At 67.1% G+C, this 14,574-nt stretch carries 10 protein-coding genes; 5 read left to right on the top strand and 5 right to left on the bottom strand.

The genetic code is table 11. The features are described 5' to 3' along the window. Positions 1 to 28: 28 nt before the first annotated feature. Positions 29 to 556 carry an inorganic diphosphatase gene (ppa, locus tag E1N52_RS08500; protein ID WP_028207725.1) on the bottom strand — a complete coding sequence of 176 codons (528 nt, stop codon included), beginning with the start codon at positions 554 to 556 and terminating at the stop codon, positions 29 to 31. Between the two features lie 297 nt (positions 557 to 853). On the opposite strand from ppa, the gene E1N52_RS08495 reads away from it, so the two are divergent. From E1N52_RS08495 to E1N52_RS08485, 3 genes are all read left to right on the top strand, one after another. After that, positions 854 to 2,293 (top strand): aldehyde dehydrogenase family protein, encoded by a 1,440-nt coding sequence (locus E1N52_RS08495; RefSeq protein WP_133181884.1) that lies wholly within the window; start codon positions 854 to 856, stop codon positions 2,291 to 2,293. Between the two features lie 30 nt (positions 2,294 to 2,323). Next, entirely contained in the window at positions 2,324 to 3,082 is a 759-nt protein-coding gene (locus tag E1N52_RS08490; protein ID WP_133181882.1) for an SDR family oxidoreductase, read from the top strand. 149 nt (positions 3,083 to 3,231) lie between these two features. After that, positions 3,232 to 4,551, top strand: a complete 1,320-nt coding sequence (locus E1N52_RS08485) for an MFS transporter (RefSeq protein ID WP_133181880.1) — start codon at positions 3,232 to 3,234, stop codon at positions 4,549 to 4,551. Positions 4,552 to 4,638: 87 nt separating this feature from the next. Here the strand turns inward: E1N52_RS08485 and E1N52_RS08480 are convergent, their stop codons facing one another. The 3 genes from E1N52_RS08480 to hemC are packed head-to-tail and all read right to left on the bottom strand — an operon-like array spanning position 4,639 to position 9,086. Next, positions 4,639 to 5,838 (bottom strand): heme biosynthesis protein HemY, encoded by a 1,200-nt coding sequence (locus tag E1N52_RS08480; protein ID WP_133181878.1) that lies wholly within the window; start codon positions 5,836 to 5,838, stop codon positions 4,639 to 4,641. A gap of 3 nt (positions 5,839 to 5,841) precedes the next feature. Beyond that, positions 5,842 to 8,028, bottom strand: a complete 2,187-nt coding sequence (hemDX, locus tag E1N52_RS08475) for a fused uroporphyrinogen-III synthase HemD/membrane protein HemX (protein WP_246089001.1) — start codon at positions 8,026 to 8,028, stop codon at positions 5,842 to 5,844. Beyond that, entirely contained in the window at positions 8,025 to 9,086 is a 1,062-nt protein-coding gene (gene hemC, locus E1N52_RS08470) for a hydroxymethylbilane synthase (RefSeq protein WP_133181876.1), read from the bottom strand. Before hemC ends, hemDX begins: the two co-directional genes overlap by 4 nt. A gap of 464 nt (positions 9,087 to 9,550) precedes the next feature. On the opposite strand from hemC, the gene ppc reads away from it, so the two are divergent. Beyond that, entirely contained in the window at positions 9,551 to 12,643 is a 3,093-nt protein-coding gene (gene ppc, locus E1N52_RS08465; protein ID WP_133181874.1) for a phosphoenolpyruvate carboxylase, read from the top strand. Between the two features lie 77 nt (positions 12,644 to 12,720). Here ppc and E1N52_RS08460 read toward each other — a convergent pair whose 3' ends face one another. Beyond that, positions 12,721 to 13,485 (bottom strand): class I SAM-dependent methyltransferase, encoded by a 765-nt coding sequence (locus E1N52_RS08460; RefSeq protein ID WP_133181873.1) that lies wholly within the window; start codon positions 13,483 to 13,485, stop codon positions 12,721 to 12,723. Between the two features lie 199 nt (positions 13,486 to 13,684). On the opposite strand from E1N52_RS08460, the gene E1N52_RS08455 reads away from it, so the two are divergent. Beyond that, positions 13,685 to 14,515 (top strand): helix-turn-helix transcriptional regulator, encoded by an 831-nt coding sequence (locus E1N52_RS08455; RefSeq protein WP_133181871.1) that lies wholly within the window; start codon positions 13,685 to 13,687, stop codon positions 14,513 to 14,515. Positions 14,516 to 14,574: the final 59 nt, after the last annotated feature.

The following is a 14,574-nucleotide window of genomic DNA, read 5'->3' as shown; positions in this document are numbered from 1 at the left end:
CGGTTTTCGATCGAACCTGAAGCGCGATTTACTTCTTGAAGTTCGCCACGCCTTCGGTGATTTCCTTGTGGGCGGCTTCGATGCCGACCCAGCCTTCGACCTTGACCCACTTGCCCTTTTCGAGCGCCTTGTAGTTCTCGAAGAAGTGCTTGATCTGGTCCTTCAGGTACTCGGGCACGTCGTCGAGCGACTTGAGGTTGGCCGTCATCGGGCAGACCTTGTCGTGCGGGACCGCGATCAGCTTCGCGTCGACGCCCGACTCGTCGGTCATCTGCAGCATGCCGAGCGCGCGCGAACGCACGACCGAGCCTGCCAGCAGCGGGAACGGCGTGATCACGAGCACGTCGACCGGGTCGCCGTCGCCGGAGAGCGTCTGCGGAATGAAGCCGTAGTTCACGGGATAGCGCATGCCCGTGCCGACGAAACGGTCGACGACGAGCAGGCCCAGGTCCTTGTCGGCTTCGTATTTCACCGGATCGCTTTGCGCGGGAATCTCGATGATCACGTTGAAGTCTTGCGGCAGATCCTTGCCGGCGGGGACATTTGCAAAGCTCATGAGCGCTCTCTGTTGAGAAGGGGAAAAAATCGACGGCTCGCGCGGAAAAACGGCGCGCAACCGAACGTCGCGGACGTTGGAAGATGGACGCCATTATAGCCAATCGGCCAGGACGGCCGGCGGTTCGGCCCAGGGCTTTCCCGCACGCAGTTGAAGTGCCTGCTGAATTCCTGCGCGTAGCGCCCGCAATTGGCGCGATAATCGATCTGCCGGCGCGGCCCTCCATCGGGCGATCCGAGCCACGCCTCGGCGACGTTTTCCGTTTTGCGTTTCCCTCCCCATTTACGAGGCGCATGCATGGAAGAAGCGAAGCACTTCATCGGCGGCGAATGGCATTCGCCCGCCAGCGGCGAGACGCTCGCCGCGATCGACCCCTCCACCGGCCAGCCCTTCGCGCAGCTTGCGCGCGGCAACGCAGCCGACATCGACTCGGCCGTCACGGCCGCACGCAAAGCCTTCGAGGGCGCCTGGGGCGCACTGAGCGCCGCTGAGCGCGGGCGAATGCTGTTCGCGCTCTCGGGCCTCGTCGGCCAGCACAAGGAAGAACTCGCGCAACTCGAAGCGCGCGACACCGGCAAGCCACTCAAGCAGGCACGCGCCGACGCCGCCGCGCTCGCACGCTATTTCGAGTTCTACGCCGGGGCCGCCGACAAGCTGCACGGCGAAACGCTGCCCTACCAGGCCGGCTACACGGTGCTCACGGTGCGCGAGCCGCACGGCGTGACGGGCCACATCGTGCCCTGGAATTACCCGATGCAGATCTTCGGCCGCAGCGTGGGCGCGGCGCTCGCCACCGGCAACGCGTGCGTCGTGAAGCCCGCCGAGGACGCCTGCGTGTCGCTGCTGCGCGTGGCCGAACTGGCGCGCGAAGCCGGTCTGCCCGCGGGCGCGCTCAACATCGTCACCGGGCTCGGGCATGAGGCGGGCGCGGCGCTCAGCGCGCATCCCGGCATCGACCACATTTCGTTCACGGGCTCGCCGCAAACGGGCAAGCTCGTCGCGCAGATGGCCGCCGGGCACCACGTGCCCGTCACACTCGAACTGGGCGGCAAGTCGCCGCAAATCGTCTTCGCCGATGCCGATCTCGACGCCGCGCTGCCCGTGCTCGTCGCCGCGATCGTGCAGAACGCGGGGCAGACCTGTTCTGCGGGCAGCCGCGTGCTGATCGAGCGCAGCGCCTACGAGCCGCTCATCGACCGGCTCGCAGCATCGTTCGGCAAGTTGCGCGTGGGCCCGGCCAGTGCCGATCTCGACTGCGGTCCCCTCATCAACGAGAAGCAGCGCCAGCGCGTGCGCGGCTTTCTCGACGAAGCGGCCGCGAGCCGCATCGCCACGGCGGCGAGCGGCAGGCTCGAAGCCGATGCGCCCAGCGGCGGCTTCTACGAAGTCCCGACGCTCCTGCGCGACGTGCCGCCGCAAAGCCGCCTCGCCCAGGAGGAAGTGTTCGGTCCGGTGCTTGCGGCCATGCCCTTCGAGAGCGAGGAAGAAGCGCTCGCGCTCGCCAACGGCACGCCTTACGGCCTCGTCGCCGGCATCTGGACGCGCGACGGCGCGCGCCAGATGCGTCTCGCCCGGCGCGTGCGCGCGGGCCAGGTGTTCATCAACAACTACGGCGCGGGCGGCGGCGTCGAATTGCCGTTCGGCGGCACGCGGCACTCGGGACACGGGCGCGAAAAAGGCTTCGAAGCGCTCTATGGCTTCACGGTGCTCAAGACGATTGCGATCCGGCACGGCTGAATCATGTCGATAAACATAAACGGAGACACCATGCGACTCAAAGGCAAGACGGCTGTCGTCACCGGCGCCGGTTCGGGCTTCGGTGAAGGGATAGCCAAGACCTATGCGCGCGAAGGCGCGAACGTCGTCATCAACGATCTGAACGGTGAAGCCGCCGAGCGCGTGGCGAGCGAGATTGCGCTCGCAGGCGGCAAGGCCATCGCCGTGCAAGGGGACATCACGCGCGAAGCCGACTGGCACGCGCTGCGCGAAGCGGCGATCGAAGACTTCGGCAGCGTGCAGATCGTCGTCAACAACGCGGGCACCACGCACCGCAACAAGCCCGTGCTCGAAGTGAGCGAAGCGGAGTTCGACCGCGTCTACGCCGTCAACGTGAAGGGCCTCTACTGGAGCGTGCGCGCGTTCGTGCCGCACTTTCGCGAGCGCGGCGGCGGCGCGTTCGTCAATATCGCGTCGACGGCCGGCATCCGGCCCCGGCCCGGGCTCGTCTGGTACAACGGCAGCAAGGGCGCCATGATCGTGGCGAGCAAGGCGCTGGCCGCCGAGTTGGGCCCCGACCAGATTCGCGTGAACTGCGTGAATCCCGTGATCGGCGATACGGGGCTCACGGCGGAGTTCATGGGCGTGCCCGACACGCCCGAAAACCGCCAGCGCTTCGTCGCGACTATCCCGCTCGGGCGCTTTTCCACGCCGCAGGACGTGGCCAATGCGTGTCTCTATCTCGCCTCGGATGAGGCCGCGTTCATCACCGGCACCTGCATCGAAGTGGATGGCGGGCGCTGCGTATAGGCGGCTGGCCGCCCCTCTCGCAGCCCGGTAAGTGCTTGACGAATTGGTGTTTTCCCGCGCCGTCGCTGCCAGGCGGCGCGTATAGAATGGTCGTGCTTCAGCCTGAAATACCCGACATAACAAACAGGCAAGACGACATAGGAGACACCATGGCCAGTCCAGCGAATCATTTGCCGCAAGCGGGAGCGGGCGCCCCGCCCTCCGCCTTCGAAGAAGCCACGTATCGCAAAGTCGCGTGGCGGCTCATTCCGCTCCTCATGCTGTGTTACGTGGTCGCGTATCTGGACCGCGTCAACGTGGGCTTCGCCAAGCTGCAGATGAGTTCGGCGCTCAATCTCTCCGATGCGGTTTATGGCTTCGGCGCAGGCATTTTCTTCGTCGGCTACTTTCTGTTCGAAGTGCCAAGCAATATCATCCTGCATCGCGTGGGCGCACGCGTGTGGATCGCGCGCATCATGGTCACGTGGGGCCTCGTCTCCATCCTGACGATGTTCGTCACCACGCCCACCATGTTCTACGTGATGCGCTTTCTGCTCGGCCTGTGCGAGGCGGGCTTCTTCCCCGGCATCATCCTCTATCTCACCTACTGGTATCCGGCGCACCGCCGCGGGCGCATGACCACGTGGTTCATGACGGCCATCGCACTGTCGGGCGTGATCGGCGGACCGGTGTCGGGCTGGATTCTCAAGTCCTTTGACGGCGCGAACGGCTGGCAAGGCTGGCAGTGGCTGTTCCTGCTCGAAGGGCTGCCTTCGGTGATCGTCGGCGTGCTGGTGTTCTTCGTGCTCGACGACCGCATCGGCAAAGCGAAGTGGCTCACGGATGAAGAGCGCGCGCTGCTCGAACGCAACATCGCCGCTGAAGACGCCACCAAGGAGGACCCGCCGATCATGACCGTGCTCACGAGCGCGCGCGTGCTGGTGATGAGCCTCACCTACTTTTCGTTCGTGATGGGCCTCTACGGCGTGAGCTTCTGGCTGCCCACCATCATCAAGGCGACGGGCGTGAAAGACTCACTCACCATCGGTCTGCTTTCGGCGATTCCGTTCGCCGCGGCCGTGGTTGGCATGGTGCTGGTGGCGAAGAGCGCCGACCGCACGCGCGAGCGCCGCTGGCACATCGCCGTGCCGGCCGCCATCGGCGCGCTCGGCCTCGTGCTTTCGGTCACGTGGGCGCACGACACCACGCTCGCCATGACGGCGCTCACCATCGCGACCATGGGCATTCTCACCACGCTGCCACTGTTCTGGAGCCTGCCCACGGCCTGGCTCGCAGGCACGGGCGCGGCGGCCGGCATCGCGCTCATCAACTCGATCGGCAATCTCGCGGGCTTCCTGAGCCCGTATGCGGTGGGCTGGCTCAAAGAGGCCACCAAGGCCAACGATTCGGGCATGTACATGCTCGCGGCGTTCATGATCCTCGGCGGTTTGCTCGCGCTTTCGGCGCCGGCGAAGCTCGTGAACCGCTAAGCGCATTACGGCTTCAGCAAAAACAAACGGCCGCCTGTTTTGCAGGCGGCCGTTTTTATTGCGGCTTGAGAATCGTGGTGAGCTTCTTTACACCACGTTCATCGACAGTGCACTTTCGCGATAGTGCGAAGCGGCCTTCTCGCCGTCGCCGAGCTGCTCGTGCAGGCGCGCGAGTGCGCGATGCGAGCGGATCTTGAGCGGCTCGTTCTGCGTGGCGTCGGCAGACTTCAGCGCGGCTTCGAGGAACGACTGTGCCTTGCCCCACAGTTGCTGCTTCAGGCACAGGCGGCCCAGCGCGAACAGCAGGTCACCGTCCTCAGGGCGCTCCTTGCGCCAGGCTTCCGCCTTCTGGATGAGCGGCAGCGCGTCGCTGCCCGCGGTGTCCGGGTAGCGGCGCAGCAAGCGCGCGTCCCAGTTCTGCGCGAGTGCTTCCTCGACGATCTTGCGCGCGTCGGCCTGGCGGTCGAGCGCGATCAGCAGTTCGGCGGCGCAGTCGGCGAGACGCGGCGAGTGACGCTCGACGTTCGAGAGCGACTGCCACAGCTCGAGCAGCGCGTCGGCGTTGTGACGACGGTCGCGCAGCAGATTTTCCGCCGCGAGCTGGCGCAGGCGCACGGCTACAGCCGGGTGCAGCGCCTCGCGCTTTTCCAGCGTCTTCACGAGCTTGAGCACTTCGCTCCAGTTCTTGAGCTGCTGCTGCGCGCGCAGTGCGATCTGTTGCGCGTGGATGCGGCGGCCGCCCTGGGTGCGCATTTCGGTGAGCGCGGCTAGCGCGCCATCGGCGTCGCGGCCGTCGGCGCGCATGTCGGCGGTCGCCATGAGGCGCGCTTCCTGGAGGTCGGGGTCGTCAACCTGGGTGAGCCATTCGTCGCGGCGCGCGTATTCATGCAGACGATGCGCAGCCGTCGCGGCGATCAGGCCCGCGGCGCTCGTATTCTTCGCGTCGGCGAGCGAATCGCGCGCGGCTTTCTCGGCACGCGAGAAGCGGCCCGCGTAGAGATTGCCCACGGCATCGCGAAGCGCCGAGTTCGCCTTCTCGGCGCGCATGCGCGCGCGATAGGCTGCCACGCGGCGCGGCATCGTCACGATATTGCGTGCGAAACGCAGGATCGCGTAAAGCAGCAGGAACGCCACCACGATGCCGACCACGAACAGGTTGAGCGAGACGTCCACGCGATACGGCGGGTAGACGAGCAGCACCTGCCCGGTGTCGAAGCGCCCGACGGTCGCGAGCGCGACGGCAATCGCGAACAGAAGCGCGAGCCAGAGGAGTCCACGGATCGCCATGTCTTACCCCCGGCTCCGGTATTGCTGGATCGCCTTCAGGCTCGTGTCGAGCGTGGGCAGCGTGACGGCGGCCGAGCCGTCGTTCACTTCCTTGAGCAGCCCGCGCACGGTTTGCGTATCTTTCGACGCGCTGTCGAAGTAACGTGCGAGCGTGGCGTCGGCGGCCGCGAGGTCGGACTTGAGCGTGTCCTGGTTGCGCGAGAGCAGCGAGAGGCGCGCCGAAAGCAGACGCAGCTTCAGGTTCTCACGCACGAAATAGCCTTGATCGGGCGACACGAGCATGGCGTCCGCGTTGTCGATGCGGCGCACCTGCACGAGGCTCGCGATCTGCTTGCCCACGCCGTCGACGAACGTGTCGATCCACACCTTCCATTTCGGCTGGTTGGTCGCGGCGGCAACCTGGGCGATATCGGCGGGCTGCGCAGCTTCCGGCTTCGTATGCGCGACGATCGCCTCACCCGAAAGCGGCAGCGAGTCGATCTGGCCGAGCGCGGTGTCGAGCTTGATGGCGAGACCGGTGAGGTCCGTGGACGGCGCGGCCTTGAGCTTGTCGATATCTTGCGCGATCGCCTTGCGCACAGCGATGGCCTGCGCGTTGTCCGAGGCGGCGAGGCGCGTGTCGGCGCTCTGCAGCGCGAACAGTGCCAGCTGCGTGTTGCCCGTGAGCTGGAGCTGTTCGCTCGCGCTCGACAGCATCTGGCCGACTTCCGCGAGCGTCCAGTCGTCGCGGCTCTTCGACAGATCGGCATATTGCTGCGCGAGCGCCTGCTGCGAATTCTGCGCGTCGGCGATCTTGCCTTCGAGCTGGGCGATCTGCTTGTCGATCTGCTGTGCGCCCGCAACAGCCTGGTCGGCGCGTGCGCGCAGCGCGGCGGTCTGCTGCTCGCTTGCCTGCTGGCGTTGAATCGCCTGCATGCCGAGGTTGTCGACCTTGCGATTGAGGAAATAGCCGCCTGCGCCCGAACCCGCCGCGACCAGCACCACGACGAGCCACAACAGCGCCGAGCCGGCGCCGCGACGCCCGTTGCCTGCGCCCGGCGGCGGAGTCAGCGGTGCGGACGATCCCGAGCCCGACGACGCATACGACGGCCGCGCCGATGCGCTGCCCGAAGCCGATGCGCTGCTGGAAGCCGCCGCGCCCGTGGCGAGCGCGCCCTGTTTTGTTGTGCTGCTTGAGTTGTTCGAATCTGTCATGCGTGGGTTAGCCGGCGCCTGGGCCGGAGTGTTCTGAACCGGTTGAACAACGGAAGAAGCGAGGCCTAGCAGCGTCTCGACGATGCGTTCGTCGCCCGCGCCGGACACCGTAATCCTATCAAAACCCATTGAGCGCGCCGTCTCGGCGATCCGCGGGTGAGGCGCGACGAGCGGCGCGTGACGCAGCTCGACGATCTCGCCCGCCGTGAGGTGCTCGCGCGCAAGTTCGTCGAGGTTGCGCACGCCTTCGGAACTCGTGACGAGCCACGCGTGCGGCGCGCCTTCAAGGAGTGCGTGCACCTGTGTCCAGGCCGCGATGGGCGGCTCGGGCACGACGCGGCGGTAGGCCGCCACGGTCTCGACCTCGGCTCCCGCTTCGCGCAGACGCTCGGCGAGCCACTCGCGCCCGCCGTCGCCGCGCACGATCAGGACGCACTTGCCCGCGAAGGCGTCCACGCCGAAGGTCTTTTCGAGCGCCGCGTAAAGCGACTCCGAATCGAAGCGCGCGGGCTCTTCGTCCCCCGCGCCCGCAGGACTCACCACACGGTGCTCGGGTGCCGCGACGCCGTGCCGCTCGAGCGCGGCCACGCTCGCCGGGCCGACCACGGCCACGGGCAATGCGGGCGGCCAGATCGACGAAACCGATGCGTACGCTGCGAACGCACGATCGACGGCGTTCGGCGATACGAACACGACGAGCGCATAGCGTTCGAGCGCGCCGAGCGCGGCGCGCAGCGGCGCTTCGTCGGTTACGGGCGCAATGGAGATGAGCGGGAAGTCGAGCGTGCGCATGCCGTGCTGCGCGAGCTGTCCGGCGAGACCATCCGACTGACCGGACGGCCGGGTAATGACGACGGTGAACGGCTTACCGTCACCATTGCTGTTATCGCCGCTTGCCGGTGAGGCGCGCTTCGCGCCGGTGGAGGCGTCGCCCGGGCCGCCCCAGTCGTCGGGCTGGCTGGGGTTGCCGTACGGTTGCCTGGGGCCGGCCATCATCGGGAGGCCGGGCCTTCGCCCGCGCCGGTTGGGTTGTGGGTAGCGGGGCCCTGGGTGGGCGCCACATTCGGACCACTCGGACCATCGGCGGCCTGAGCCGCGTCCGCAAGTGCGCGCACGATCTCGAGCGCGCCCTGCGCGATGAGATCGTCGGCAACGCGGCGGCCGAGCGCCATGGCATCGTCGAGCGTGGATGCTGCAGTGGACTCCTGTGCGGCGAGCACGCGGCTCGCGTCGGGCGTGGCGATCGTGCCGCGCAGCGCAAGCTTGCCGTCGTGCCACTGCGCGTAGGCCGCAAGCGGCACCGTGCAGCTGCCGCCCAGCGCGCGCGAAACCATGCGTTCGGCTTCGACGGCCTTCGCGGTGGCGTCGTCGTGCAGCGGCGCGAGCCATGCGGCGATATCGGCGCGATCGGCGCGGATCTCGATGCCGAGCGCGCCCTGCCCCGCCGCCGGCAGGCTGTCCTCGGGCTCGATGAGTGCGCGGATGCGCGCGCCAAGGCCGAGGCGCTTCAAGCCCGCAGCCGCGAGAATGATGGCCGCGTAATCGCCGCGGTCGAGCTTGGCGAGGCGCGTGTCGAGATTGCCTCGCAGCGGCTTCACGTCGAGATGCGGATAGCGCGCGCGGATCATCGACTCGCGGCGCAGGCTCGATGTGCCCACCACGCTGCCCGCCGGCAACGCGGCGAGCGAGTCGTAGTCGTTGGAGACGAACGCGTCACGCGGGTCCTCGCGCTCCATGATGGCCGCGAGCGTGAAGCCTTCGGGCAGCTCCATCGGCACGTCCTTGAGCGAGTGCACGGCGAGATCGGCGCGGCCCTCGGCCAGCGCCTGCTCCAGTTCCTTCACGAAAAGACCCTTGCCGCCCACCTTCGAAAGTGTGCGGTCGAGAATTTGATCGCCTCGTGTCGTCATTCCAACAATTTTCACGTCGCAGGCTGGATATAATTTGTGCAGCGCAGCTTGCACATGCTCTGCCTGCCACATCGCGAGGCGGCTCTCCCGCGAAGCGATCACCAGGGTGCGGGGCATGGGCGCGGATAACGTCTCGGAGTTCATGGCAGGTACATCGAATGACGGGATGAAAAAGCAGGATCGGATAACAGGCAATGTTAGCACGCGCCCTTTTTACCGCCTTCCCGCAGGGACAGGCTGACAAGGCGCGAGCGGCGGCAAGGAAGAGACTCAGACGTTGCAGCGGCGCTTACTGCACACATCGTAGGCAAACTGGCGCGCGTCTGGCATGCGGCTGGCACATACGCGGCCCGCGTTGCCCCGGCCATCGCCGCTTCGGCTTGCGCTCGCCTTCGCAGCGGCGCACTCTCCAGCAAGGCCTGCACCCGGCGCACCGCCATTGGCGGCCCGCGCCGCCTCTGCACTATCCGCACGGCTCGCACAGGGTGGCACCTTCCGCCCTCCCCAGGTTGCACCCGCAGTACACGGCCCGGCACGCGCCGCGGCCATGCAGTTGGCAGTTCTCCGACTAACCTGCCCATATCCTGGCAAGCCTCAAGGAAAACATCGTGAAGTCTTCAGGCTCGGCGCGCGCAGAGCGCCGCAACACCGCATCGCAGAACGCAACTTCGAAGGCCGCATCGGCCACGCCGTCCACGAAACCGGCGAAAACGACGAAGACCACGAAGACCACGAAATCCATGACGACCAAACCGGACGCCGAGGCTGTCAAGGCGGCGAAGACGGCGAAGGCTCCGAAGGCCGAAAAGACGACGAAGGCGACGAAGGCCACGCATGCGGCGAAGGCTCCGAAAGCTGCCGCCGGCGCGTCGCGTAATGGCCGCGCGCGCGACGACAAGGACCAGCCGCTCTTCGAAGACATCCGCTACCTGGGCCGCCTGCTCGGCGAAGTGCTGCGCGAGCAGGAAGGCGACGCCGTGTTCGACGTCGTGGAAACGATCCGCCAGACCGCCGTGCGCTTTCGCCGCGAGGACGACAACGCCGACGCGCTCGCGCTGGAAAAGCAGCTGCGCGCGCTCTCGCCCGAGCAGACCGTGAGCGTCGTGCGCGCGTTCAGCTACTTCTCGCATCTCGCGAACATCGCTGAAGATCGCCACCGCAACCGCCGCCGCCGCATTCACGACCTCGCGGGCTCGGCGCCGCAGGCGGGCACCATCGCGCATTCGCTCGAACGTCTGGCGCAAGCGGGCGCAGCCGCGACACCGGTGCTCCAGCAGTTCTTCAACGACGCGCTGATCGTCCCCGTGCTCACCGCGCACCCCACGGAAGTGCAGCGCAAGAGCACGCTCGACTCGCAGCACGACATCGCACGCCTGCTCGCCGAGCGCGACCAGCCGCTCACGCATCGCGAACTCGAGCACAACGAATCGCTCTTGCGCGCACGCGTGACCTCGCTCTGGCAAACGCGGATGCTGCGCGACTCGCGCCTGACCGTGGGCGACGAAATCGAAAACGCGCTTTCGTATTACCACACGACCTTCCTCACCGAGATCCCGGCGCTCTACAGCGAGATCGAAACACAGCTGAAGGAGCACGGCCTTTCGGCGCGCCTGCCCGCTTTCTTCCAGATGGGCAGCTGGATCGGCGGCGACCGAGACGGCAACCCGAACGTCACCGCCGCCACGCTCGAAGAAGCGAGCGAGCGCCAGGCGCAGGTGATCCTGCAGCATTACCTCGACGAAGTGCACCGCCTGGGCGCCGAGCTTTCGGTGTCGAACCTGTTGGCGGGTGCGAGCGAAGAACTGAAGGCACTGGCCGAAGCCTCGCCCGACCAGTCGCCGCACCGCGTGGACGAGCCGTATCGTCGCGCGCTGATCGGCGTGTACACGCGCCTCGCCGCGAGCGCGCGCGTGCGTCTGGGCGAAGGCGTGGTGGCCGTGCGCAGCGCGGGCCGCAACGCCGCGCCCGTGCGCGCCAAACCCTATGCCGACGCAGACGAGTTCTCGCGCGACCTGCATATTCTGATGGATTCGCTCGCCGAGCATCACGGCGCGTCGCTCGCCACCACGCGTCTCGCGCCGCTCATGCGCGCCGTCGACGTGTTCGGCTTCCATCTCGCCTCGATCGATTTGCGCCAAAGCTCGGACATCCACGAAGCCGTGATTACGGAGCTGCTCGCGCGCGCCGGTGTCGAAGCCGACTACGCGGCGCTTTCCGAAGAAGACAAGCAGATCGTGCTGCTCGCGCAGCTCGCCGATCCGCGCACGCTGCGCTCGCCGTACCTCGACTATTCGGACCTCGTGAAGAGCGAGCTGGGCGTGCTGGAAATGGCGCGTGTGACGCGTGAAAAGTTCGGAGCGCGCGCGGTGCGCAACTACATCATCTCGCACACCGAAACAGTTTCCGACCTGCTCGAAGTAATGCTGCTGCAGAAGGAAACCGGCCTCATGAGCGGGCGCCTCGGCCACGCGGAAGACTCCGCGAAGGCCGCGCTGATGGTGATCCCGCTCTTCGAGACGATTCCCGACTTGCGCCACGCGCCGGGCATCATGCGCGACCTGCTCGCGCTGCCGGGTATCGACGCCATTGTCGAGCACCAGGGCAACGAGCAGGAAATCATGCTCGGCTACTCGGACAGCAACAAGGACGGCGGCTTCCTCACCTCGAACTGGGAGCTGTACCGCGCGGAGCTGGCGCTCGTCGCGCTGTACAAGCAGCGCGGCATCACGCTGCGTCTGTTCCACGGCCGCGGCGGCACGGTGGGCCGCGGAGGCGGCCCGACCTACAACGCGATCCTCTCGCAGCCGCCGGGCACGGTGGAAGGCCAGATCCGTCTGACCGAGCAGGGCGAAGTCATCGCGAGCAAGTTCGGCAATCCGGAGATCGGCCGCCGCAACCTCGAAACGGTGATCGCTGCGACGCTCGAAGCGACGCTGCTGCCGATGGGCGGGGCGGGCAACGCACCCGATCAACTGCCCGCATTCGAAGAGACGATGCAATCGCTCTCCGACGCCGCGATGGCCGCATACCGCGCGCTTGTCTACGAGACGCCTGGCTTCACCGACTACTTCTTCGCCTCCACGCCGATCACGGAAATCGCGGAGCTGAACATCGGCAGCCGTCCGGCCTCGCGCAAGCTGCAGGACCCGAAGAACCGCAAGATCGACGACCTGCGCGCGATTCCGTGGGGCTTCTCGTGGGGCCAGTGCCGCCTGCTGCTCACGGGCTGGTACGGCTTTGGCAGCGCGGTGGCCTCGTATCTCGACGATGCGGGCAGCGACGCCGAGCGCGTGCGCCGTCTTGCGATGTTCAAGAAGATGTACAAGACCTGGCCGTTCTTCTCGAACCTGCTCTCGAACATGGACATGACGCTCGCGAAGACCGACCTCGCGGTGGCCTCGCGCTACGCGCAACTCGTCGCGGACAAGAAGCTGCGCAAGCTCGTGTTCGAGCGCATCGTGGCCGAATGGGAGCGCACGACGAAGGTGCTCGGCGAGATCACGGGCGCCCCCGAACGGCTCGCCGATAACCCGCTGCTCGCGCGTTCGATCAAGAACCGCTTCCCGTATCTCGATCCGTTGAACCACTTGCAGGTGGAACTGATCAAGCGCTATCGCGCCGGTGACCCAAGCCCGCGCGTGCGGCGCGGTATTCATCTGACGATCAACGGGATTGCGGCGGGGCTGCGCAATACGGGTTGAGCGTTCGCGCTGTGCCCATGTGAAAACGGCGTCGTGCCTTCGCGGTCACGACGCCGTTTTTTATTGCCTCATGCACTTCAATCGCGCCGCGTCGCCTCGATCATCAGCGCGTCGAGCTTGAACGACGAATCGCTCTGCACATCGAAATATTGGCGCACTTCATCGGGCGCGCGCTCCCACATCGAGCGGATCGCCGTCACGCGCTCCGGCGGCGTACGCATGCGCGCAACCCACGAGTCGAAGTCGAGCGCGATGCGCCAGCGCTCGCTCACCTTCGCGTCGAAACCCGCGGCGTCGAGCATCGCGATCCATTCATCGGCGCGGTAATCGCGGATGTGCGACGCATCGCGCAACAGTTCGATCGCCTGAACATGCGTGTCGTAAAGCGGATCGTCGATGCCGGCGATGTCGATGAACTTGAGCCGTCCGCCCGGCTTGAGCACGCGGTGCACTTCGGCCAGCGCGCGCGGCACGTCGCGCCAGTGGTGCGCGCTCATGCGGCTCACGGCCCAGTTGAAGCTCGCGTCGGCGAACGGCAGCGTTTCCGCCGCGCCCTGTTGCGTGCGCACGGTCGTCAAGCCACGCTCCTTCGCGGCGGCTTCGACCGTGGCGAGCATCTGCGGGGCGATGTCGTAGGCCACGACTTCGCGCACGTGCGGCGCGACGGCGAAGCTCGCGTGGCCCGCGCCGCAGCCCATGTCCAGCACCGTCGCATTGCCGCAGGTGGCCGCGAAGGTCGCGGCGAGGTTCTCCAGATCCGCGCCGCTCGCGTGGACCTGGCTCGTGAGGTAGGCGGCGGCGGTCGAGCCGAATGCGTCGGCGACCTGATCGTGATGCTTCATCGCATGCTCCTTTTGCGGGTTTTTTTGCGGTGCTTTATATGGGGCGCGAAGCGGCAAGCGCTGCGCGCCGCGGGTTCTGCAATCTCCGGGCTGGTTGACGTGGCGGCCCGTCGCCGCGTCAGACGCTACAATAGAGGCCGTTTTGTACCAGTACAAGTTAAGCGATTATTCTGGTATCGCCGCCACTAGCCCCACACCCATGAGCCTCGACACGCCTTCCTCGGGATCACCCGCCTCCGCCGGCAAAACCCTCGACGCGACGCCCGCCCGCGCGCTTGGCGAATTCATCCGCGCCCATCGCGAGCGTCTATCGCCCGCGGAGGTCGGCCTGCCGCCGGGCCCGCGCCGCCGCACGCCGGGCCTGCGCCGCGAGGAAGTCGCGCAGTTGTGCGGCGTGAGCCCGACCTGGTACACGTGGATCGAGCAGGGTCGCCCCGTTTCGGCTTCGGCGGACGCGCTCGCGCGCATCGCTGTCGCGCTGCGGCTCTCGCGCGCCGAGCGCGCCTATCTGTTCGAACTGGCCGCACAGCGCGACCCCGCCGAGCCCGATCCGGCCACCGCCGCGGACGCGCCCGCCACGCTGCTGCAAACGGTCAAACTCGTGGACGCCCCCGCCTACGTGCTCGACCGCCAGTGGACCGCGCTCGCCTGGAACGCGCATGCGGCGGATCTCTTCACGGGCTGGCTCGACGGCGAGCACGACCGCAACCTGCTGCGCTTCACGTTCACCGAGCCGCTCGGGCGCGAGCTGATCGTCGATTGGGACACGCGCGCGCGGCGCCTTGCCGCCGAGTTCCGCGCCGACTCCATCCGCCACCTGAACGACGCGCCCACGCGCGCGCTGATCGACTCGCTGATCGCCGCGAGCGACGAGTTCGCGCGCTTCTGGGCCTCGCAGGACGTGTTCGAGCGCGAGGGCGGCCGGCGCGAGTTCAACCATCCGCGCCACGGCCGCATCGCCTACGACCAGATCACCTTCAAGCCCGCGCACCGCGAAGATCTCAAGCTCGTGGTGCTGGTGCGGCTCTGAGCGGCGCAGGCCGCCTGGCGGCATTCCGCCAGAGCGCCGATGTTAAAATCGTGTTCTTT

This window comes from Paraburkholderia guartelaensis (assembly GCF_004353905.1).
GTDB lineage: Bacteria > Pseudomonadota > Gammaproteobacteria > Burkholderiales > Burkholderiaceae > Paraburkholderia > Paraburkholderia guartelaensis.
The sequence above is the reverse complement of the archived record's forward strand: the minus strand, read 5'-3'. Positions and strand labels throughout refer to the sequence as shown.